Raw genomic sequence first — 21,880 nt, forward strand, 5'->3', positions numbered from 1 at the left:
AGTTCGTCGCGAGCACCGAGAGCAGGTGCGGCACCTGGATCACCTTCGTCGGGTTCTGGTCGTCGTTCCCGCCGCCGATCTGGAACAGCGAGAACGAGCACGGCTGGCACGTCTCCCACTGCGCCTCCGCGGCCGCGATCTTCACCGGCTGGTGGACGCCCTCGGTCACGCCGAGCTCGCTACCCACGAGCAGGTTGAGCGCGGTGGCGGGCGCCAGCACCGCGAGCGCGATCCGCGCCGGGTCGAACTCCCCGGCCCGCCGCGGCGCAGGTGCCACGCGGAGATCGCCAGCACGACCACGGCCGCGGTGACCAGCGACGCGAGCACCACGTGCAGGTAGCTGCGCAGGAAGACCGGGTTGGTGAGCACCGCCCCGATGTCGGTGAGCTGCGCCCGCCCGGTCGCGGGGGCGATCGCGTAGCCCACCGGGTTCTGCATCCACGAGTTGGCGGCCATGATGAACGCCGCCGACAACGCCCCGCCCACGGCGACCGCCCAGATCGTGGCGAGGTGCACCCGCGGTGGGAGCCGATCCCAGCCGAAGAGCCACAGCCCGAGGAAGACCGATTCCAGGAAGAACGCGGCGAGCCCTCCATCGCGAGCGGGGCCCCGAACACGTCGCCGACGAACCGGGAGTAGCCCGACCAGTTCATCCCGATCTGGAACTCCTGCACCAGGCCGGTGACCACGCCGACCGCGACGTTGATCACCAGCAGCGTGCGACGAACCGGGTCAGCCGCCGCTGCCCCGGCTCACCGGTGCGGTGCCACCGCGTGTGCAGGAACGCGGTGAGGAACGCCAGCCCGATCGTGAGCGGCACGAACAGGAAGTGGTAGATCGAGGTCGAGGCGAACTGGAGGCGGGCCAGGTCGACCGCGGACACGGCGGGCGGACCCCCGTCACGCCCGGGCCCCGACCCGGTCGAGCTCCGCGTCGAGCGTGATCGCGGCGTCGATCAGCGCGAGGTGGGTGAACGCCTGCGGGAAGTTGCCGATCTGCTCGCCGGTGAGGGCGATCTCCTCGGAGAACAGCCCGACGTGGTTGGCGTAGGTGAGCATCTTCTCGAACGCCAGCCGCGCGTCCTCCAGCCGACCCGCCCGCGCCAGCGCGTCGACGTAGGCGAACGAGCAGAGCGAGAACGTGCCCTCCGAGCCGAGGAGGCCGTCGGGGGAGGCGGCGGGGTCGTACCGGTAGACGAGGCTGTCGGTGACGAGCTCGGAGTCCATCGCCCGCAGCGTCGAGGTCCACATGGGGTCGCGCGGGGTGATGAACCCGACGCTCGGCATGCGCAGCAGCGCCGCGTCCAGCACGGGGCTGCCGTAGTGCTGTACGAACGCCCCGCGCTCGGGGTCCCACCCCTTGTCCATGATCTGGTCGTAGATCGCGTCGCGGGCCTCGACCCACGTGCCGACCGCGGCCGGCCTGCCGTGTTCGGCCGCCATCCGGATGCCCCGGTCGAAGGCGACCCAGCTCATCAGCCGCCCGAAGGTGAAGTCCTGGCGCCCGCCCCGGGTCTCCCAGATGCCCTCCTCCGGCTGGTCCCAGTTCGCGGCGAGCCAGTCCAGCAGCTCCCGGACGGAGCCCCAGCCGCGGTGCCCGATCTGCAGGCCGCGCCGGTCGGCGAAGTAGATGCTGTCGAGCGCCTCGCCGTAGATGTCGAGCTGCAGCTGGTCGGCGGCGCCGTTGCCGATCCGCACCGGCCGCGAGCCGCGGTAGCCCGACCAGTGCTCGAGCGTCTCCTCCTTCAGGTCGGACGATCCGTCGACCCGGTACATGATGTTGAGCGGGCTGCCGTCGCCCCCGGCGCGCTCGGCCACCCGGTCGCGCATCCACGCGCTGAACTGCGCCGCCTCCTCGGTGAACCCGAGCCGCAGCAGGGCGTAGACCGAGAACGACGCGTCGCGCACCCAGGTGTAGCGGTAGTCCCAGTTGCGCTCGCCGCCGACCTGCTCGGGCAGCCCCGTGGTCGGCGCGGCGACCAGGCCGCCGCTCGGGGCGTAGGTCATGAGCTTGAGCGTGATCGCGGAGCGCTGCAGCGTCTCGCGCCAGCGCCCGGTGTAGGTGCAGCGGCGCAGCCAGGTGCGCCAGAACGCGACGGTCTCGTGGAACATCTGCTCGAAATCCGTCACCCGCACCACCCGCGGCGGCCCGTCGGCGCCCGACTCCAGCACCATGCCCCGCACCTGGCCCGCCGTGAGCGCGATGGTCACGTGCAGGTCCCGCTCGTCGACCCGGACGTGGGCGATCCGCTCGTCGCCCGGTTCCCGGACCGGGTGGAGGGTGAGGGTCAGCGCGTCGGTGGAGAACACGGCGCCGGTCTCGGACACCTCCAGCCGGTGGGAGCGGCGCCCGTAGTCGAAGCGGGGTGCGACGTCGACCTCGAACGTGATCTCCCCGCGGATGCAGCGCACCATCCGCGCCATGCGGTGGTTCGCGGTGGCCACCGCCCCGGCGGGCGGCATGAAGTCGACGACCTCGCCCATCCCGGCCTCGGTGATGAACCGGGTGATGAGGATGGCGGTGTCCGGGAAGTACATCTGCCGCGACTCGTAGGCGCGCTGCGGCCGGATCCGGAAACGCCCGCCGCGCTCGTCGTCGAGCAGCGCGCCGAAGACGCTCGGCGAGTCGAACCGCGGGCAGCAGAACCAGTCGACCGAGCCGTCGGTGCTGACCAACGCCGCCGTCTGCAGGTCCCCGATGAGGCCGTGGTCGGCGATCGCTGCCTCGGTCATGGCTGCCTCCCGCGCGTCGGTGGGTCCCGCCGCGGCACCGTCACGTCGGGCGGGCGCGCGCGCATCACCCGTCGAGGAGGAGGCCGCCCGCTTCACCCGGGACGGGTGACGATCCGCGCGGCCCACGCGACGACCCTCCGCGGGACCAGCAGACCCGCCGCCGCGCCACCGGGAGGGGCCATGACGACCGACCGGTCGACCGGACCGTCCACCGCGGGCGAGGGGCGCGCCGCCCCGGCCCTCGCGACGGGCCTCGCGCGCTTCGCCGGCCTCGCGATGGCGCTGCTCGGCGTGGTGCAGCTCATCGCCGCCACCACGACCCTGTTCACGGGGCAGGCGCCCGACGCGACCGGGCGCAACGTGTTCTCCCTCAGCGCGGCCACGTGGGGGTGGGTCCACCTCGGCCTGGGTGCGCTCGTCGGGCTCGCCGGCATGTTCGTGATCGCGGGCGTGCGGTGGGGCCGGGTGGCCGGCATCGTCCTGGCCGCGGCGAGCGTCGTCGCGTGCTTCCTCTCGGTGTCCCACCACCCGGGCTGGTCGGTCATCGGCATCGCCATCGGGATCCTCGTCATCTGGGCGCTCTGCGTCTTCGACGAGTCCGCGTCGGCCGCCGCCCCGACGATGCTCGACCGAGGTCCGGGCTCGGCTGGAGGTCCGGGCCCGATCACCCCCAGGAGGTGATGCGGGCGCGCCGGTGGTGCCCACACGGTGACCGGCGAGAGACCCGCGGCCCTCGAGGAGGCACCGTGTCCGTTCCCGTGTCCAGCGACCGGTACCACGACGTCATCGTCATCGGCACCGGCGCGGGCGGCGGCACCTTCGCGCACCGGCTCGCCCCGTCCGGCACACGCGTGCTGATGCTGGAACGCGGGGGCTACCTGCCCCGCGAGCGCGCCAACTGGGACTCGACCGAGGTGTTCGTGAAGGGCAGGTACCGGGCGCCCGAGTTCTGGTACGACCGCCACGGCCGCGAGTTCCCGCCCGAGGTCAACTACTACGTCGGGGGCAACACCAAGTTCTACGGCGCCGCGCTGTTCCGGCTGCGCCCGGAGGACTTCACCGAGATCCGCCACCACGGCGGGATCTCGCCCGCGTGGCCGATCTCCTACACCGACCTCGAGCCGTACTACTGCGAGGCCGAGCACCTCTACCAGGTGCACGGCCGGCACGGCGAGGACCCGACCGAGGGGCCGGTGAGCCGGGACTACCCCCATCCCCCGGTGCGGCACGAGCCGCGGATCCAGCAGCTGTCCGACGACCTGGAGAAGCAGGGCCTGCACCCGTTCCACCTGCCGATCGGGGTCCACCTCACCCAGGACGCGCAGGGCATGGCCACCCACGACAGCGTCTGCATCCGCTGCGACCGGGTCGACGGCTTCCCGTGCCTGGTGAACGGGAAGGCCGACGCGCAGGTGGTGTGCGTCGACCCGGCCCTGGCACACCCGAACGTCGAGCTGCGCACGGGCGCCCGCGTGACCCGGTTGGAGACCGACCCGAGCGGGCGCACCGTCACCGCGGTGGTCGCCGAGCTGGGCGGCGACACCGTGCGGTTCGGCGCGGACGTCGTGGTCGTCGCGTGCGGCGCGGTGAACTCGGCCGCCCTGCTGCTGCGGTCGGCGAACGACCGGCACCCCCACGGGCTGGCCAACGGCTCCGGCGTGGTCGGACGCCACTACATGCGCCACAACAACCTGGCGGTGATGGCGGTCTCGAAGGAGCCGAACCCGACCCGCTTCCAGAAGACGCTCGCGCTCAACGACTGGTACTCCGCCTCGGCCGACTGGGTCTACCCGATGGGCGGCGTCCAGATGCTCGGCAAGTCCGACGCCGAGCAGATCCACGCGAACGCCCCGCGCTGGGCCGGGCACCTCGTCCCCGAGGTGCCGCTGGAGGTGCTCGCGCACCACGCGGTCGACTTCTGGCTCTGCGGTGAGGACCTCCCCCACCCGGACAACCGCGTCACGCTCGACCGCGAGGGGCGCATCCACCTCTCGATCGACGAGGACAACAACGTCGAGGGCGTGAAGCGGCTGCGGCACGCCCTGCAACGGCGGCTCGGCGACCTCGGCATGCACGAGCACCACCTGCTGGACAGGAGCATCTACCTGCACAAGGGCATGCCGATCGGGGCCACCGCGCACCAGGCGGGCACCGTGCGGTTCGGCACCGACCCGGCGAGCTCGGCGCTCGACGTCGACTGCAAGGCGCACGAGCTCGACAACCTCTACGTCGTCGACACGAGCTTCTTCCCGAGCATCGGCGCGGTGAACCCGTCGCTGACGGCGATCGCGAACGCGCTGCGGGTCGCAGAACGCGTGCTCGAACGACTCGGATGATGGCGAGGAGAAGCCATGGCGACGGACCGAGTGGACGTGGACGCTCTGGTCGTCTTCGGGGCGACCGGTGACCTGGCCAAGCTGGAGACCTTCCCGGCCCTGGTGGGGCTGGTGGACCGGGGCGTGCTGGACGTCCCGATCATCGGGGTCGCGGCGAGCGGCTGGGGCCTGGACCAGTTCCGCGACTACGCCGTGCGGTCCCTGCGGGACAACCGCATGGACCCGGGCTCGCCGCCGGCCCGGAAGATGCTCGGCCTGCTCCGTTACGTGGACGGGGACCTCGGCGACGACGTCACCTATGCGGCGATGTCCCGCGAACTGGGCGATGCGCGGCGAGTCCTCTACTACCTGGAGGTGCCCCCGCTGCTGTTCGGCCGCATCGCCGAGGGCATCGCGAAGGCGGGGCGGGCCGAGGGCGCCAGGGTGATGGTGGAGAAGCCGTTCGGCACCGACTTGGCGAGCGCCGTCGCGCTCAACGAGACCCTGCACCAGCACTTCGGGGAGGACGCGATCTACCGGGTGGACCACTGGCTGGGCCTGGACCCCCTCAACGACGTCCTCGTCGCCCGGTTCGCCAACTCGATGATCGAGCCGCTGCTCACCCGCACCCACGTCGAGAGCATCCAGATCACCATGGCCGAGGCGTTCGACGTGGCCGACCGGGGCCGGTTCTACGACCGCACCGGCGCCATCCGCGACGTCGTGCAGAACCACATGCTGCAGGTGCTCGCCACCGTGGTCGCCGACCCACCGGACGGCTCCGGGGCGAACTCGTGGCTGGACGCGAAGTCGCGGGTGATCGCCGCGCTGCGCCCGCTCACGCCCGCCGACACCGTGCGCGGCCAGTACGACGGCTATCGCGACGTCGAGGGCGTCGACCCGCTGTCGAGCGTGGAGACCTACGTCGCGGTCCGGCTTGCGCTCGAGTCGTGGCGGTGGGCGGGCGTGCCCATGCTCATCCGGGCGGGCAAGACCATGCCCGTGACCGCCACGGAGGTCAGCATCCGGTTCCGCCCGGTGCCCTACAACGTGTTCGCGATGCTCGGGGTCACCGGCCACGAGGTCACCAACGCGCTGCGGTTCCGCATCTGGCCGACCGCCCGGATCAGCCTCTCGCTCGCGGGCAAGAAGCCGGGCCCCGGGGCCCAGCCGCAGGCCAACGAGCTCGTCTTCGCCGAGCACAGCGGCGAGGACATGCGCCCGTACGACCGGCTCATCGGGGCGGCGCTGGCCGGGCAGCGGGTGTTCTTCGCCCGCGAGGACACCGTCGAGGCGGCGTGGCGGGTCGTCGACCCGGTGCTCGGCGACGTCGTGCCGGTGCACACCTACCCGCGGGGCAGCTGGGGGCCCAAGGAGGCCGACGCCCTGCTCCCGGAGGGCGACCACTGGCACGACCCCGCCTGAAGCACCCCGGAGGCCACGATGAGCCGAACCCCGGGGATCCGGGCGCCCGTGCGTCGGGTCGTCATCGTCGGAGGCGGGTTCGCCGGCCTGTTCGCGGCGCGGGCGCTGCGGCGCCGCGACGGGTTCGCGATCACGCTCGTCGACCGCGCGCAGCACCACCTGTTCCAGCCGCTGCTCTACCAGGTGGCCACGGGGATCCTGTCCGAGGGCCAGATCGCGGCGCCGCTGCGCGACGTCCTCAAGCGGCACCGCAACGTCGAGTGCGTGCTGGCCGAGGTCGTCGACGTCGACGCCGCGGCCCGCCAGGTCGTCGCTGAGCGACCGCTCGGCGGTCGCATCACCCTGCCCTACGACGACCTGGTCGTCGCGGCGGGCCTGCGCCAGTCCTACTTCGGGCACGACGAGTTCGCGCGGTGGGCGCCGGGGATGAAGACGATCGCCGACGCGCTCGCGATCCGGCGGCGGGTGTTCGGGGCGTTCGAGCTCGCCGAGACCGCCACCGACCCGGACGAGCAGCGCCGCCGGCTCACGTTCGCCGTCGTCGGCGGTGGCCCGACCGGGGTGGAGCTGGCCGGGCAGATCCGCGAGCTCGCCACCCGCACGCTGCGCTCGGAGTTCCGGCGCATCCGGCCCGAGGACGCCCGGGTGCTGCTCTTCGACGGCGGCGACGCGCCGCTGGCGTCGTTCGGGCCCGCGCTGTCGGGCAAGGCGGCGGACGCGCTGCGCGACCTCGGCGTCGAGCTGCACATGGGCACGATCGTCACGGGCGTGGACGGCACTGGGCTCGAGACCCGCGACCACGCGGGGGCGACGGCCCGCCACGAGGCCGGCACCGTGCTCTGGGCGGCGGGGGTCGAGGCGCCCGCCGTGGCCGGCGCGCTCGCGAACGCCACGGGTGCGCACCAGGATCGCGCCGGGCGCATCGAGGTGGAGCCGGACCTCACGATCCCCGGTCACCCCGAGATCTCCGTCGTCGGGGACCTGATGAGCCGGGACCACCTGCCCGGCGTGGCCGAGGTGGCCATGCAGTCCGGCTCGTACGCGGGGCGCCGGATCCGGCGCCGGGCCGAGGGCAGGCGGGTCGGCCCGTTCCGCTACCTCGACCTCGGGTCGGCCGCCTACCTCTCGCGGGGCAACGCGGTCGTGTCGGCGGGCCCGGCGAAGTTCGCCGGGTTGCCGGGGTGGTTCGCGTGGCTCGTCATCCACATCGCCTTCCTCACCGGCTACCGCAACCGGGTCGGCGCGGTGCTGACCTGGGCCGCGGCCTTCGCGCGCGACGCCCGCCGGGAGCGGGCGTTCACCACGCAGCAGATCGAGCGGCTGCGCGACGTCTACGGCTCACCGCAGGAGGGGGAGCGGCCACCGGTCCCGTCGTGAGCGGGCCGGGTCGTCACCTGCGCGCCGACCGCGGCGACCAGGCGTGCTTCTCGTGGTCCTGCCAGGCACCCGCGCCCGCGCCGGCCGCGGCCTCGGCCTGGCGCCACTTCAGCGTCGCGAGCTCGCGGGGGCCGAGATCGGCGCGCCGGACCCAGCTGCGCGTGGCTCCGAACAGCGCGGCGCAGAACATCGCGAACCCGGCCGGCCCGGCGAGCCCGGCGACGGCGAACAGCACCGCTGCGGCGATCAACACGCCCCGGTTGAGGTCCTGCACCGACGGGTCGGTCCGACGCTCGTCCATGTCCCTGCTCCCCTGGCTCGGCACGTCCGCTTCCACGCACCGTGCTGCGCCACCGACCGCCCCGCCTCACCCGACGCGGATGACCGACCGCCGGGTGGTCCCGCGGCCCGTCTCAGGTGGCCGGCCGCTGCTCGGGGGCAGGCGCCGCGGGGGTGCCCTCGCTCCCGGGGCGCCGGTCCGGTGCGCCGGGCCGTGGCGCGAGCCGGGCCGAGGTCACGTGCGCCACCACCACCGCCACGATGACGATCGGGGCGACCGCGAGGCCGTCCTCGTACATGAGCAGCGTGGCCAGCAGCACCGAGGTGAGGGGCAGCCTCAGCATGACGACGCACATCGCGCCGATCCCCATCGCCACCCCCGCGACCAGGGGCAACCCCGGCAGGTGCGACATCGCGATCCCGCCCGCGGCGCCGATGAACATCGCCGGGAACACCGGCCCGCCCCGGAAGGCCGGAAGCGACAGGCCGTAGGCGAGGCCCTTGCACGCGATGAGCAGGAGCAGCGCGCCGACCGAGTACTCGGCGCTGCGCTCCAGCAGGACGCCGATGTCCTCCTCGCCCGAGCCGAGCACGTCGGCCGCGTCGCGGCCGGTGGCGGCCGGGTAGACCACGGCGAGGGCGGCGACGCCGAGCCCGGCGGCCGCCGTCAGGAGCACGGTGCGGCGCTCGACGCAGCCGCGCAGGAGGGTCCCGAGCCGGCGGATCCCGGACCCGAGGAACGCGGCGAGCACGCCGATGACCAGGGCCCACCCGAACTGCGCGACGTCGGGGTGGGCGAACGGCGGCAGGCCCGGCAGCTCCAGCGCGGCGGTCCCGAGGCCCGACACCTGGTTGAGCCCGACGAAGACCAGCGCCCCGATGCCCGAGGCGAGCAGCCCGGGCAGGAGCACCAGCCCGAGGACCGGGCCGCCCAGGCCGGCCGACTCCATGAGCAGGAACGCGCCGAGCAGCGGCGAGCCGAGCAGGGCGCTGATCGCCGCGAAGCTCCCGGCCGACGCCACGACCGCGGCGGCCTGGTCCGGCACGTCGCGGCGGCTCAGCCGCACCGCGAGCACGGCGAGCCCGCCGCCGAGGGCGATCAACGGCGCCTCCGGCCCGAGCACCGCACCCAGCCCCAGGCTCGCGAGTGCGGCGAGCAGGATGCCCGGGAGGTCGGCAGGCTGCGGGGTGTGCCCAGTCGCGAAGCCGTCGAGCGGGGAATGACCGCCCCCTCCGGGCAGGTGGCGGACCACCAGGCCGACGAGCACGCCCGCGATCCCGAGCAGGGGCAGCGGCCACCACAGCGGCGTCCCGGCGAAACCGAGCGCCCGCGGCAGGTCCGCGTAGACCCACTCCTGGAGCCCGTCGACGAGGTGCAGGAAGAAGTAGGCCGCCGCCGAGATGGGCGCGCCGACCAGCGCCGCGAGGAGCAGAAGCCGCAGGTAGGCCGGGGACCGCAGGTGGTCGGCGGGGTCCGCGGGCGGGCCGCCGCGCGCGGCGTCGCCCGCCGCCTTCCCCGCACCGTCCGCCATCACCGCACCCCGGTCTCTCGTCGCCCGCCCCTGGTCGCGCCCGCCGCGGGCGGACGGTGCCCCGTGCGGGCGGGCCGGGCATCGCCCCCGCCGGGTGAGCCGCTACCCCGCCGTCCGGTGCACCTGCCTGAGGCGCCGCCGCTGCCCGACCCGCTCCAGCCGGGCCACGAGCTGGTGGTGCACCGCGTCGGCCCCGACGAGGGGACGGTCGACGGACCAGCCCGCGGGGTGGACCAGTACCGCGGACGACTGCCGGCCGCCCAGCCCGCCGTGGCATCCGACGAGTTCCTCGAACGCGGCGACCTCGCCGGTGGAGGCGTCGAGGCGGCTGTTGACGACGATGTCGCCGACGTGCGGGAGCCGCAGGTGGCGGCGCAGCTCGTCGGCCGCGCGGGGGCCGAACGGGGCCAGCGGGTCCGCGCCCTCCACGCTGTCGTCGTCCAACAGGTGCAGGCCCTGCGCCCCGAGCACCAGCGGGCCGTGGGTGCACGAGCGCACCGCGACGAACCCGATGCCGGGGTGCATCGCGAGCCCGTACAGCAGCCTCGGGTGCAGCTGGTCGATCTCCTCGACGGTCAGGTGCCCCGGCACGCGAGCGAAGTAGATCATCGCGAGGTTGCCCGACGCGACGACGACGAGGTCGGGGCGCTCGGCGTCCAGCCCGGCGAGCCGCGCGCCGACCCGGCCCCGCTGCTCGTCGGCGTGCGTCGCCACCCCGACCTCGACGGCGCCGGTGCGCATCAGCTGCCGCACGAGGTCCTCCAGCCGCAGGCCGTAGCGCTGCCGGAACGTGGCGCCCTGGCTCTGACCGTGGTCGGAGACCACCACGAACCGGTACGGCCGCGGCGCGGCCTTCGCGACCTGCTCGAGCGTGCCGAGGACGCGGTCGATCCCGTCGAGCGAGGCGAGCGCCTCGGGCCGGGTCGGGCCCGCGTGGTGGGCGATCTCGTCGTAGTCGACGAAGTCGCAGTAGAGCGACGGCGCGCCGCTGCGCAGGTGCACCGCGACGAGGTAGGTGGTGAGCTCCCGCAGCAGCACGTTCGTCACGCCGCGCAGGGCCGCGGAGGAGCCGCCGCGGCGGATCCGCGGCTCGACGCCGCGCAGCCGCCGGCGGCGGGCCTGGTGGAGCTCCTCGAGCACCTCCCCCACCGTGAGCACGAGTGCGCGGGTCAGCCCGAAGGGGCTGACGAAGAGGGCGGCGAGCGCGGGCGCCGGGCCGCGGCGGGCGGCGCCCGCCCCGATCGTGCTCATCGTGAGCAGGCTGGTCGGCACGTCGCCGGAGAAGACGTTCGAGAGGCTCACCCCGCCGTCGGCGAGCAGCCCGCGCCCGTTCGACAGCCGCGATTCGACCAACGCGCTGTCGCGCGGGTGGTTGGTGACCACGAGCCGCCCCGGCTCCTTCTCCCACCAGCGGAAGGCGGGCACCTCGCGGCTCGCGCCGGGCAGCAGCCCGGCCTAGCTCGCCGGGGTCGTCGCAGGCAGTTCGGCGTGCCACTCCGCGAGCACGTGGCTGCCCGAGCGGATCCAGCGGCTCAACGTCGGCAGGTTGCCCGCCTGGATCGCCCGGCGCGCGAGCGGCGCCGAGAGGCCGTCGATCTGGATCACGACGACCCCGGGTTCGGCCGTCCGCCCGGTGGCCGGGTTCGCGCGGCGCGTGCTGCGCAGCAGGTGCGCGACGACCGCGCCGTCGTCGCCCGCCGTGACGAACCAGCTGGCGGTGCTCACCAGGATCGCGTAGCTCCAGGACGCCCAGAACGCGTCCCACCAGCCGTCGACGGAGATGCCCGGGGCGACGGCGAGCGCGACGTACACCAGCGCGCCCTGGGCCACGAGCCACCCCGCGACGACACCCGCCCAGCCGAGCCACGCCGCCACCACCACGAACACGGGCCGCAGCGCGGCCGCGAGCAGCCCGAGGACGACGGTGGCCAGCAGGACGTCGGGGGGCCGAGTCCGCGGAGACGCCGGGCAGCAGGGCGATCGTGCATCCCAGCGCGGCCCATCCGGCGGGGACCAGCACGACCAGGTCGCGCACGGTGGGCACGCCTCGGCGCCGCCGCGACGGGTGACCTGCGGGCATGGCGCGAGCCTGGCGCGATCAGCCGCGGTCCGGCTCGCCCGGCAGGGGTGAACCGCCGTGCCGCGACTCGGCGACCTGGACGGCGGTGACGACGAGCCGCGCGATCACGCCGACGACCAGGAGGCCGATGATCATCTGGATCGTCACGAGGACGCGGGCCAGCTCGGAGCGGCCCGTGATGTCGCCGAAGCCGACCGTGGCGAAGACCGTCACGGCGAAGTACAGGCCGTCGGTGCGGCTCAGCGGTTCGGAGAACGCGTCCTCCTGGGCCGCCCCGATGACGACGTACACCGCCGCGAAGACCACGAGGAACATCGGGACGCCCACCAGCAGGGCCCGCACCGCCCGCAGCCGGGGCCGCGCCGAGCGGAGGATCCCCCGGACCTCGGCCGCGACCACCGCGGCGAGCGCGAGCAGGGCCGCCCCGAACAGCAGCGCCGTCGCCAGGTCGAGCGGCTGGTCGAGCGGCGCGTTGTAGTAGGCGACGACCAGCAGCACGACGACCGCGACCGAGCGCGCGACCGCGCCCACCAGCCCTCGCATCCGACTCTCCCACCGTCCCGGGGCGGGTGATGCTCCCGCGGCGCGCGGCGGCGGGTGCTCATCCGGCCGGGGTGAGCCGGGCCGGCGCCGGTTCCGAACGCCGGCGCCGCCGGATCACTCCTCGGCCGGGCTCTGCACCCAGCCGTAGGAGCGGTTGACCGCGCGGCCCCAGTTCTCGTGCTCGCGGCGGCGCAGCTCGTCGTCCATCGCGGGTTCCCAGGCGGCGGCGCGGTGCCAGTTCGAGCGCAGCACCTCGAGGTCCGGCCAGTACCCGACGGCGAGGCCCGCGGCGTAGGCGGCCCCGAGCGACACGGCCTCGGAGCCGAGCGGCCGCTCGACCGGGACGTCCAGGACGTCGGCGACGAACTGCATGAGCAGGTGGTTGGCGGTCATCCCGCCGTCGACCTTGAGCCGCGTGACCGGCACGCCGGAGTCGGCGTTCATCGCGTCGACCACCTCGCGGGTCTGCCACCCGGTGGCCTCCAGCACCGCGCGGGCGAGGTGGCCGCGGTTGATGAACGATGTGAGCCCGACCATCACCCCGCGCGCCTCCGGGTGCCAGCGCGGCGAGTACAGCCCGGAGAACGCCGGCACGATGTAGCAGCCGCCGTTGTCCGGCACGCTCGAGGCGAGCGTCTCGATCTGCGCGGCGGTGCCGATCATGCCGAGCGAGTCGCGGAACCACTGCACGAGCGAGCCGGTCACCGCGATCGCGCCCTCCAGGGCGTACACGGGCTTGTCGTCGAACAGGTAGCCCACCGTCGGGATGAGCCCGTGCGTGGACTCGGCGAGCCTCGTCCCGGTGTTCATCAGCAGGAAGGCGCCGGTGCCGTAGGTGCACTTGACCTCGCCGGGCGAGAAGCAGACCTGCCCGACGAGCGCCGCCTGCTGGTCGCCGAGGGCGCCGGCCACCGGCACGCCGGGCAGCACCGTCGAGCAGGTGCCGTAGACCTCGGCGTTCGGGCGGATCTCCGGCAGCATCCGGCGCGGCACCCGCAGGATGGCGAGGAGCTCGTCCGACCACTCCAGCGTGCGGACGTCCATGAGCATGGTGCGGCTGGCGTTCGTGACGTCGGTGACGTGCCGTCCGGTGAGGCGCCAGATGAGCCAGCTCTCCATCGTGCCGAACAGCACGTCCCCCGCCTCGGCGCCCTCCCGCGCGCCGGGCACGTGGTCGAGCAGCCAGCGCAGCCGCGGGCCCGCGAAGTACGTGGCGGGCGACAGCCCGCAGATCTCCTTGATCAACGGCGCGTGGCCGTCCTCGACGAGCCGGGCGACGATGCCGTCGGTGCGGGTGTCCTGCCAGGTGATCGCCCGCGCCAGCGGGGCCCCGGTGTGGCGGTTCCAGATCACGGTGGTCTCGCGCTGGTTGGCGATGCCGAGCGCCACGATGTCGTCCGGGGTGAGCCCCGCGCTCTTGAGCGCCGCGGGCACGACCCGGGTGACGTTGCGCCAGATCTCCGCCGCGTCGTGCTCGACGAGCCCCGGCCTCGGGTAGTGCTGGCGGTGCTCGCGCTGGGCCACGGCGAGCATCCGCCCGGCCCGGTTGAACAGCAGGCACCGGGTGGAGGTGGTGCCCTGGTCGATGGCGGCGACGACGCGCTCGCTCATGCCGCGTTGCCTCCCCGCGTCCCAGCGTCCTTCACGGGCCTGCCACCAGCGCCGCCGAGATCTCCCGCGCGGCGGCCACCAGCTGCTCGGCGAGCCACGGGCGCAGCTCGCCGCCGAGGCCGTACAGATCCTCGACCGGGCCGACGACGCCGAGCGCGGCGACCACGATCCCGCCGCTCGCCCGCAGCGGCGCGGCCGCGCCGCCGACGCCGGACTCGTACTCCCCCGTGTCGGTCGCCCACCCCCGCCTCCTGGCCAGGGCGAGTTGGGCCTCCAGCGCGGCGACGGTGACGCAGGTGCGCCCGGTCCACGGCTGCAGGTCCAGGTCGCGGGCGGGTGGGGTGGCGATCGGGGCGAACGCCAGCAGGCACTTGCCGAGCGCGGTGGCGTGCAGCGGCTGCTCCTCGCCGGTGCGGATCCGCTGCGGGCTGCCGTCGGGGCGGAAGACGTGGTGCACGAGCCGGACCGCTCCCCCGTCCGCGACGCCGAGGTGCACGGCGAGCCCGGTGCTGCCGGCGAGCGAGTCGGCCCAGTTCATCGCGCGGGCGCGCAGGTCGTGCCAGTCCCAGCCGCCCCGCCCGAGCTCGCGCAGCGCCGAGCCCAGCCGGTAGCGGGCGGACGCGGGGTCCTGTTCGACGAACCCGACCTCGCGGAGCGTCCGGACGATCCCGTGGGCGGTGGGGCGCGGCAGGTCCAGCGCGGCGGCGAGCTCGTTCAACCCGAGCGGTCGGCCGGTGCTCCCCAGCAGGCGCAGCACGGCCGCGGCCCGCTCGATGGACTGGATGGAGCCGGGCACGGCGCGACTCTACGACATCCGATGTGATGTTCGTCCGATCGGCGGTTCGACAATGCCGAACACCAGCCGTTGACCGGCTTCTCCGGCCTCCCTAGCGTCCGATCGACCCGCTGAGGGGGCGGGACACACCCGAGGAGGACTTCGATGGCGAAGAACTCATTGATGGGGGAGCTCTGGGCCGAGTTCTTCGGCACCATGATCCTCATCCTGTTCGGCGTCGGTGTGGTCGCGCAGGTCGTGACCAACCCCGACGGCGCGATGGGCGACCACGACTCCATCGCCTGGGCATGGGGGATCGGCGTGATCCTCGGTGTCTACGTGTCGGGCCGCATCTCCGGCGGGCACATCAACCCGGCGGTCACGATCGCGCTGGCCGCGTTCAAGGGTTTCCCGTGGAAGAAGGTCCTCCCGTTCTGTCTCGCGCAGACGCTCGGCGCGTTCGTCGCCGCGCTCATCGTCCGGTTCGTCTACGCCGACCTGATCGCGCGGATCGACCCGGACCACACGATCGCGTCGCAAGGCATCTTCTCGACGTTGCCGGGCAACAACGCCGAGGGCGCCAACGTCACGATCACCACCGCGTTCTTCGACCAGATCGTCGGCACCGCGATCCTCGTGTTCGTCGTCTTCGCCCTGATCAACGTGGCGAACAACCCGCCGCTGGCGAACATGACGCCGGTGGTGATCGGCCTGCTCGTGGTCGGGATCGGCATGGCGTGGGGTGCGAACGCCGGCTACGCGATCAACCCGGCCCGCGACTTCGGCCCCCGGCTCGCGTCCCTGCTCACGGGCTACGAAACGGCGATGCTCGACCAGAACGGCACACCGTACTTCTGGTTGCCGATCGTCGCGCCGATCCTCGGCGGCCTGCTCGGCGCCGCCGCATTCAAGTACGGCATCGAGCGGTACCTGCCGTCCGAGCCGACCGAGGCGCCCGAGATCACCCTCGAGCCCACCCCTGCCGACAACCCGTCCGCGGGCGACACGGCCGAGCCACGGCACCAGAAGCAGTCCTGAGGGCCTTCCCCGACGCAGAGGAGACACGCATGGCCGAGTTCGTCGGTGCCATCGACCAGGGCACGACCAGCACGAGATTCATGATCTTCGACCACTCCGGGAACGAGGTGGCGCGCCACCAGCTGGAGCACGAGCAGATCCTCCCCCAGGCCGGCTGGGTGGAGCACAACCCGACCGAGATCTGGGAACGCACCTCCGCGGTGGTGCAGAGCGCGCTGAACAAGGCCAACCTCAGCGCGTCCGACCTGGCCGCCATCGGCATCACCAACCAGCGCGAGACCACCGTCGTGTGGGACCGCACGACGGGGCGGCCGCTCTACAACGCCATCGTCTGGCAGGACACGCGCACCGACCGGATCGCGTCCGCGCTGGAACGCGACGGCCGCGGCGACGTCATCCGGCGCAAGGCCGGCCTGCCGCCCGCCACGTACTTCTCCGGCGGCAAGATCCAGTGGATCCTGGAGAACGTCGACGGCGTCCGGGAGGCGGCCGAGCGCGGCGACGCGATCTTCGGCAACACCGACACCTGGCTGCTGTGGAACCTCACGGGGGGCCGGGACGGCGGCGTGCACGTCACCGACCCGACCAATGCCAGCCGCACGATGCTGATGGACCTCGAGACGCTCGACTGGGACGACGAGCTGCTCGGGTTCTTCGGCATCCCCCGCTCGATGCTGCCGGAGATCCGGCCCAGCTCGAACCCGAACGGGTACGGCACCACGCGGGCGAACGGGCCGTTCGCGGGCGAGCTGCTGATCACCGGCGACCTCGGTGACCAGCAGGCGGCCACGGTCGGGCAGGTGTGCTTCGCCCCGGGCGAGGCGAAGAACACCTACGGCACCGGCAACTTCATGCTGCTCAACACGGGCACCGAGCTCGTGCGGTCGAAGTCGGGCCTGCTCACCACCGTCTGCTACAAGTTCGACGACGAGCCCACGGTGTACGCGCTGGAGGGCTCGATCGCGGTGACCGGCTCGGCCGTGCAGTGGCTGCGCGACCAGCTCGGCATCATCTCCGGGGCGGCGCAGAGCGAGGCGCTGGCCCGGCAGGTGGAGGACAACGGCGGCGTGTACTTCGTGCCGGCGTTCTCCGGCCTGTTCGCCCCGTACTGGCGCTCGGACGCGCGCGGCGCGATCGTCGGCCTGTCCCGCTACAACACCAACGCCCACCTGGCCAGGGCCACGCTCGAGGCGATCTGCTACCAGAGCCGCGACGTCGCCGAGGCCATGGAGAAGGACTCGGGCGTCCACCTGGAGGTGCTCAAGGTCGACGGCGGCGTCACCGCCAACGAGCTGTGCATGCAGATCCAGGCCGACGTGCTCGGCGTGCCGGTCAGCCGGCCCGTCGTGGCGGAGACCACGGCGCTCGGCGCGGCCTACGCGGCGGGCCTCGCGGTCGGGTTCTGGAAGAACACCGACGAGCTGCGCGCCAACTGGAACGAGTCGAAGCGCTGGACGCCGCAATGGAGTGAGGAACAGCGCGCGGCCGGGTACGAGCGCTGGAAGAAGGCCGTGCAGCGGACGTTGGATTGGGTGGACGTCGACTGAGCGACGCTCACCTTCCCGCGAGGAGAAGAGGAACACCATGAGATCGGTCGCGCTCTCCCCGCAGGCCCGCGAGGCGGCGCTGGAGGCAATGAGCTCGACCGAACTCGACGTGCTGGTCGTCGGGGGCGGCGTCGTGGGCAGCGGTACCGCCCTCGACGCCGCCACCCGCGGCCTGTCCGTCGGGCTCGTCGAGGCACGCGACTTCGCCTCGGGCACGTCGAGCCGGTCCAGCAAGCTCATCCACGGGGGCCTGCGTTACCTGGAGATGCTGGACTTCCGGCTCGTCGCCGAGGCGCTGCAGGAGCGGGGGCTGCTCATCCAGACGCTCGCGCCGCACCTCGTGCGGCCGGTGCCGTTCATCTACCCGCTCACCCACCGCGGGTGGGAGCGGTTCTACGCGGGCACGGGCGTCGCGCTCTACGACACGCTCGCGCTGCTGTCCGGTCGTTCCCGCGGGGTGCCCGGCCACCGGCACCTCACCCGCCGCGGCGTGCGCAAGATCTTCCCCTCGCTGCGCAAGGACGCCATGGTCGGCGGCCTGCTCTACTTCGACGGCCAGGTCGACGACGCGCGCCACACGCTGTTCGTCGCGCGCACGGCCGCGGCCTACGGCGCGCACGTCGCGTCCCGGGCCCGGGTCGTCGGGCTGCTGCGCGAGGGCGAGCGGGTCACCGGCGCCGAGGTCCACGACCTGGAGTCCGGGCGGGTGCTGCAGGTGCGCGCCAAGCAGATCATCAACGCCACCGGCGTGTGGACCGATGAGACGCAGGCGCTCGCCGGCGAACGCGGTCAGTTCCACGTGCGGGCGAGCAAGGGCATCCACCTCGTCGTCCCGCGCGACCGCATCCGCGGCGACTCGGGGCTGATCCTGCGCACCGAGAAGTCGGTGCTGTTCGTCATCCCGTGGGGCCGGCACTGGATCATCGGCACCACCGACACCGACTGGAAGCTCGGCCTCGCCCACCCCGCCGCGAGCGCCGCCGACATCGAGTACCTGCTCAACCACGTCAACGCGGTGCTCGAGCAGCCGCTCACCCACGAAGACGTCGAAGGCGTCTACGCCGGGCTGCGCCCGCTGCTCGCCGGCGAGTCGGAGTCCACGTCGAAGCTGTCGCGCGAGCACGCCGTCGCGCACACGGTGCCCGGCCTGGTGGTGGTCGCGGGCGGGAAGTACACGACCTACCGCGTGATGGCCAAGGACGCCGTCGACGCCGCGGTGCACGCGCTGCACGTGAAGGTCCCGCCGTCGGTCACCGACAAGGTGCCGCTGCTCGGCGCCGACGGCTACGAGGCGCTCAAGAACGCCGCTCCGCTGCTCGCCGAGCAGTACGGGCTGCACGAGGCGCGCATCCTGCACCTGCTGAACCGCTACGGGTCGCTGATCCACGAGGTGCTCGAGCTCATCGTCGCCGATCCGAGCCTCGGCGAGCCGCTCACCGGCGCACCCGACCACCTGCGCGCGGAGATCGTCTACGCCGCGTCGCACGAGGGCGCCCGGCACCTGGACGACTTCCTCGCCCGCCGCACCCGGATCTCGATCGAGACGTTCGACCGCGGCATCGGCGCCATGGAGGAGGTCGCCCGGCTCGTCGCCCCCGTGCTCGGGTGGAGCGAGGCGCAGATCGAGCGCGAAGTGGAGCACTACCGCAAGCGCGTCGAGGCCGAGCGCGAGAGCCAGAAGATGCCAGACGACGAGACCGCCGACGCCGCCCGGATGGGCGCACCCGAGATCGTCCCGGTGGTCTGACGGCGAGTCGCGCTCTCGATGTCGGCGAGTCGCGCCCTCGGTGCATGCGAGTCGCGGTGTGCGTGCGGGCGAGTCGTGGTCTCGGTGTGCGCGAGTCGGGGTGCGGGTGCAGCCGCGGCGGGATGCAGGGTCAGTCCTCGTCCCACACCGCGAGCAGGCTGACCAGGACGAACACCTGCACCGCCTGCGGCAGCCCGGGCAGCTCCGCCTCGGCCTCCCCGAACCACGCGCTGGTGCGCCGCACCGTGCCGACCTGCGCACCGTCGCGCACCAGCACCTGGTCGCGCCGCCACGGCGAGGGCCGCTCGAACGTGTGCACCTGGCCGCCGGTCTCCAGGGTCCAGGTGGATCGGCCGACGCCGTCGGCGAGCGCCACCACCCGTCCGGTCTCGTCGCACAACCGGTAGCGGCGGCCCGTCCACCCGCCGCGGGCCACGTCGTAGCGGTGTCCGCCGAGCTCGAAGCTCCCACCACCGATGAAGGCGGACGGCTTCCAGGTGGAGATCGCCTCATCGTCTCGGGTGATGTCGTAGCGGGTGCTCAGCAGCCCGGCCCGGGAGGCGCGCAGCACGTACCAACCCCATCATCCCGCGCCGCGTTGCGCCAGCCCTCACTACCGTTGGCCGGGTGCCGAACCTGATCACGCTCGACCACGTCGCCGCCGCGGCCGAGCGCATCGCCCCGCACGTCGTGCGCACCCCCACCGTGCCCAGCCCCGGCCTGGCCGAACACCTCGGCGTGCCCGTGACGTGCAAGCTGGAGCTGCTGCAGCGCACCGGCTCGTTCAAGCCGCGCGGCGCGGTCACCAAGCTGCTCGGGCTGTCCGCGGCCGAGCGCGCGGCCGGGGTCGCCACGGTCAGCGGCGGCAACCACGCCATCGCGGTCGCCGACGCCGCGGCCGTGCTCGGGGTGGCCGCGACCGTGGTCATGCCGCAGACGGCGTCGCAGCGCTCGATCGCCGCCACCCGGGCCCGCGGCGCGGACGTCCGACTCACCCCGGACGTCTCCACGGCCTTCACCCTCCTCGACGAGCTCGTCGCCGGCGGGCGGACGCTGGTGCACCCGTTCGACGACCCGGTGGTGATCGCGGGCCAGGGCACCGTGGGGCTGGAGTTCGCCGCGGACGCACCGGACGTCACCGACGTGCTGGTGAGCATCGGCGGCGGCGCGCTGATCTCCGGCATCGCCACCGCGGTGCGCGCCCAGCGGCCCGGCGTGCGGGTGTGGGGGGTGGAGACCGAGGGGGCCGACTCGATGTCGCGGGCGCTCGCCGCGGGGGCCCCGGTCCCGATGGCGCCGACCTCCATCGCCACCACGCTGGCTCCCCCGTACGTCTCGGAGCTGACGCTCGCCCACGTCGCCGCGCTCGTCGAGGACGTGATCGTCGTCCCGGACGCCGATGCGGTGCGCGGCTGCCTCACGCTGGCCGAGGAGGCGAAGGTGTGGACCGAGCCCGCGGCGGGCTGCCTCGTCCCCGCCGCGCACCGGGTGCTCGACCGGGTCGGGCCGGACGCCCGGCTCGGCCTCGTGATCTGCGGCGGCAACGTCACAGCCGAGGACGTCGCGGGCTGGGTGCAGCGGTTCGCGGCCACGCCGCTGCCGGCGCGGACCCCCGCATCCCGCTGACCCGGGACTTCTCCGCGCCCGGCGCGCGTTGGGGTGGGCGTGCGCAGCGACGTGGTGGTGATCGGGGCCGGGCAGGCCGGGTTGTCGGCGGCGTACGGGCTGCGCCGGGCCGGGCTCGCCCCCGGCTCCGGGTTCGTGGTGCTCGACCGCGAGGACGGGCCGGGCGGCGCGTGGCGGCACCGCTGGCCGACGCTGCGGCTCGACCGCGTGCACGGGATCTCGAACCTGCCGGGCCTGCCGTTCGAGCCGGCCGACCGCAGCCTGCCCGCCGCCGAGATCGTGCCCGCCTACTTCGACGCCTACGAGCGCGCCTTCGACCTGCAGGTGCGCCGGCCGGTGCGGGTGACCGCGGTCCGCGAGGCCGGCTCCGACCTGCGGGTGGAGTCGGACGCGGGCACCTGGATCACGCGGGCGCTGATCAACGCCACCGGGACCTGGACCCGGCCGTTCCGGCCGCGCTACCCGGGCGCGGAGACCTTCCGCGGCAGGCAGCTGCACACCGCCGACTACGCGGGCCCGGACGAGTTCGCGGGCAAGCGGGTCGTGGTCGTCGGCGGGGGCACGTCGGCCGTGCAGCTGCTGATGGAGATCGCGCCCGTGGCCGCCGCGACGACGTGGGTCACCCGGCGCCCGCCGGAGTTCCACGAGGGTCCGTTCGACGAGAACTACGGCCGCGCCGTCGTGGCCCGCGTCGACGAGCGGGTGCGGGCCGGGCTGCCGCCGCAGAGCGTCGTGAGCGTCACCCGGCTCCCGCTCACCCCCGAGGTGCGCGCGGCGCAGGAGGCGGGGGTGCTCGACCGGCTGCCGATGTTCGAGCGGATCACCCCGGACGGCGTCGCCTGGGCCGACGGCAGCTCGGCCGCCGCCGACGTGATCCTCTGGGCCACCGGGTGGCGCGCCGCCCTCGGCCACCTGGCCCCGCTCCGGCTGCGCGGGCGGGGAGGCGGCATCGCCGTCGAGGGCACGCGGGTGGTCGCCGACCCGCGGATCCACCTCGTCGGCTACGGGCCCAGCGCCAGCACGATCGGGGCGAACCGGGCGGGGCAGGCGGCGGCGCGCGAGGTGGTTGCGCTGTTGCGGGGACAGGCGGCGGCCTGACCCGCCGCTGGACGACCTGGTGGCGCCGCGCATCGTGCGGGGCCGCCCCTCCGGACGACTCCACGGGTTGATGGTGGCCGGCCCGTAACACCGGATCACCGGCCCCCGATCGATCCCCTGTGCCCGCACCGAGGCGGCCCTCACACCGGCTGGAC

Annotated in this window: 19 protein-coding genes and 1 pseudogene; 9 read left to right on the forward strand and 11 right to left on the reverse strand. The window is 73.8% G+C overall.

What is annotated here, in order from left to right; genetic code table 11:
* From VKZ81_RS35125 to VKZ81_RS10965, 3 genes and pseudogenes are all read right to left on the reverse strand, one after another.
* Positions 1-277: cytochrome ubiquinol oxidase subunit I (locus VKZ81_RS35125; RefSeq protein WP_414709361.1), on the reverse strand; the 277-nt coding region annotated here is incomplete at its 3' end.
* Positions 166-883 (reverse strand): annotated as a pseudogene (locus tag VKZ81_RS10955) (cytochrome ubiquinol oxidase subunit I). The pseudogene VKZ81_RS10955 and the gene VKZ81_RS35125, both read right to left, overlap by 112 nt.
* Positions 884-899: 16 nt before the next feature.
* On the reverse strand, positions 900-2,732 hold the full coding sequence (locus tag VKZ81_RS10965; RefSeq protein WP_324241375.1) for a glycoside hydrolase family 15 protein: 1,833 nt from the start codon (positions 2,730-2,732) through the stop codon (positions 900-902).
* A gap of 180 nt (positions 2,733-2,912) precedes the next feature.
* Here VKZ81_RS10965 and VKZ81_RS10970 point away from each other — a divergent pair, with 180 nt between their 5' ends.
* The 4 genes from VKZ81_RS10970 to VKZ81_RS10985 all read left to right on the forward strand — a co-directional run bounded on the left by VKZ81_RS10970 (position 2,913) and on the right by VKZ81_RS10985 (position 7,849).
* Entirely contained in the window at positions 2,913-3,413 is a 501-nt protein-coding gene (locus VKZ81_RS10970) for a DUF7144 family membrane protein (RefSeq protein ID WP_324241376.1), read from the forward strand.
* 65 nt (positions 3,414-3,478) lie between these two features.
* Positions 3,479-5,068, forward strand: a complete 1,590-nt coding sequence (locus VKZ81_RS10975) for a GMC family oxidoreductase (protein WP_324241377.1) — start codon at positions 3,479-3,481, stop codon at positions 5,066-5,068.
* Between the two features lie 15 nt (positions 5,069-5,083).
* Positions 5,084-6,472, forward strand: a complete 1,389-nt coding sequence (gene zwf, locus VKZ81_RS10980) for a glucose-6-phosphate dehydrogenase (RefSeq protein WP_324241378.1) — start codon at positions 5,084-5,086, stop codon at positions 6,470-6,472.
* Between the two features lie 18 nt (positions 6,473-6,490).
* Positions 6,491-7,849, forward strand: a complete 1,359-nt coding sequence (locus VKZ81_RS10985; RefSeq protein WP_324241379.1) for an NAD(P)/FAD-dependent oxidoreductase — start codon at positions 6,491-6,493, stop codon at positions 7,847-7,849.
* A 13-nt stretch (positions 7,850-7,862) separates the two neighbouring features.
* Here the strand turns inward: VKZ81_RS10985 and VKZ81_RS10990 are convergent, their stop codons facing one another.
* From VKZ81_RS10990 to VKZ81_RS11020, 7 genes are all read right to left on the reverse strand, one after another.
* Entirely contained in the window at positions 7,863-8,150 is a 288-nt protein-coding gene (locus VKZ81_RS10990) for a hypothetical protein (RefSeq protein WP_324241380.1), read from the reverse strand.
* Between the two features lie 112 nt (positions 8,151-8,262).
* Entirely contained in the window at positions 8,263-9,660 is a 1,398-nt protein-coding gene (locus VKZ81_RS10995; RefSeq protein WP_324241381.1) for a chloride channel protein, read from the reverse strand.
* Positions 9,661-9,762: 102 nt separating this feature from the next.
* The gene (locus tag VKZ81_RS11000; protein WP_324241382.1) at positions 9,763-11,085 is read right to left on the reverse strand and encodes an alkaline phosphatase family protein; all 1,323 of its coding nucleotides are present in this window, start codon (positions 11,083-11,085) and stop codon (positions 9,763-9,765) included.
* Positions 11,086-11,115: 30 nt separating this feature from the next.
* Entirely contained in the window at positions 11,116-11,595 is a 480-nt protein-coding gene (locus tag VKZ81_RS11005; RefSeq protein WP_324241425.1) for a hypothetical protein, read from the reverse strand.
* Positions 11,596-11,758: 163 nt separating this feature from the next.
* Complete coding sequence (locus VKZ81_RS11010) at positions 11,759-12,283, reverse strand: potassium channel family protein (protein ID WP_324241383.1); 525 nt, start codon at positions 12,281-12,283, stop codon at positions 11,759-11,761.
* A 114-nt stretch (positions 12,284-12,397) separates the two neighbouring features.
* The gene (gene glpK / locus VKZ81_RS11015) at positions 12,398-13,894 is read right to left on the reverse strand and encodes a glycerol kinase GlpK (RefSeq protein ID WP_324241384.1); all 1,497 of its coding nucleotides are present in this window, start codon (positions 13,892-13,894) and stop codon (positions 12,398-12,400) included.
* 31 nt (positions 13,895-13,925) lie between these two features.
* On the reverse strand, positions 13,926-14,690 hold the full coding sequence (locus VKZ81_RS11020) for an IclR family transcriptional regulator (RefSeq protein WP_324241385.1): 765 nt from the start codon (positions 14,688-14,690) through the stop codon (positions 13,926-13,928).
* Positions 14,691-14,852: 162 nt separating this feature from the next.
* On the opposite strand from VKZ81_RS11020, the gene VKZ81_RS11025 reads away from it, so the two are divergent.
* Genes VKZ81_RS11025 through VKZ81_RS11035 form a run of 3 tightly spaced genes read left to right on the forward strand, consistent with a single transcriptional unit; the run spans position 14,853 to position 19,001 of the window.
* On the forward strand, positions 14,853-15,707 hold the full coding sequence (locus tag VKZ81_RS11025; protein ID WP_324241386.1) for an MIP/aquaporin family protein: 855 nt from the start codon (positions 14,853-14,855) through the stop codon (positions 15,705-15,707).
* Positions 15,708-15,736: 29 nt separating this feature from the next.
* On the forward strand, positions 15,737-17,254 hold the full coding sequence (glpK, locus tag VKZ81_RS11030) for a glycerol kinase GlpK (protein WP_324241387.1): 1,518 nt from the start codon (positions 15,737-15,739) through the stop codon (positions 17,252-17,254).
* Positions 17,255-17,291: 37 nt separating this feature from the next.
* Positions 17,292-19,001 carry a glycerol-3-phosphate dehydrogenase/oxidase gene (locus VKZ81_RS11035; protein WP_414709362.1) on the forward strand — a complete coding sequence of 570 codons (1,710 nt, stop codon included), beginning with the start codon at positions 17,292-17,294 and terminating at the stop codon, positions 18,999-19,001.
* 130 nt (positions 19,002-19,131) lie between these two features.
* On the opposite strand, the gene VKZ81_RS11040 is transcribed toward VKZ81_RS11035, so the two are convergent.
* Positions 19,132-19,572, reverse strand: coding sequence for a hypothetical protein (locus tag VKZ81_RS11040; RefSeq protein WP_324241388.1), 441 nt, complete (start codon positions 19,570-19,572; stop codon positions 19,132-19,134).
* 56 nt (positions 19,573-19,628) lie between these two features.
* Here VKZ81_RS11040 and VKZ81_RS11045 point away from each other — a divergent pair, with 56 nt between their 5' ends.
* Positions 19,629-20,627, forward strand: a complete 999-nt coding sequence (locus VKZ81_RS11045; RefSeq protein WP_324241389.1) for a threonine ammonia-lyase — start codon at positions 19,629-19,631, stop codon at positions 20,625-20,627.
* Between the two features lie 39 nt (positions 20,628-20,666).
* On the forward strand, positions 20,667-21,725 hold the full coding sequence (locus VKZ81_RS11050) for an NAD(P)-binding domain-containing protein (RefSeq protein ID WP_324241390.1): 1,059 nt from the start codon (positions 20,667-20,669) through the stop codon (positions 21,723-21,725).
* Positions 21,726-21,880: the final 155 nt, after the last annotated feature.

This window comes from Pseudonocardia sp., assembly GCF_035305885.1.
Classification (GTDB): domain Bacteria; phylum Actinomycetota; class Actinomycetes; order Mycobacteriales; family Pseudonocardiaceae; genus Pseudonocardia.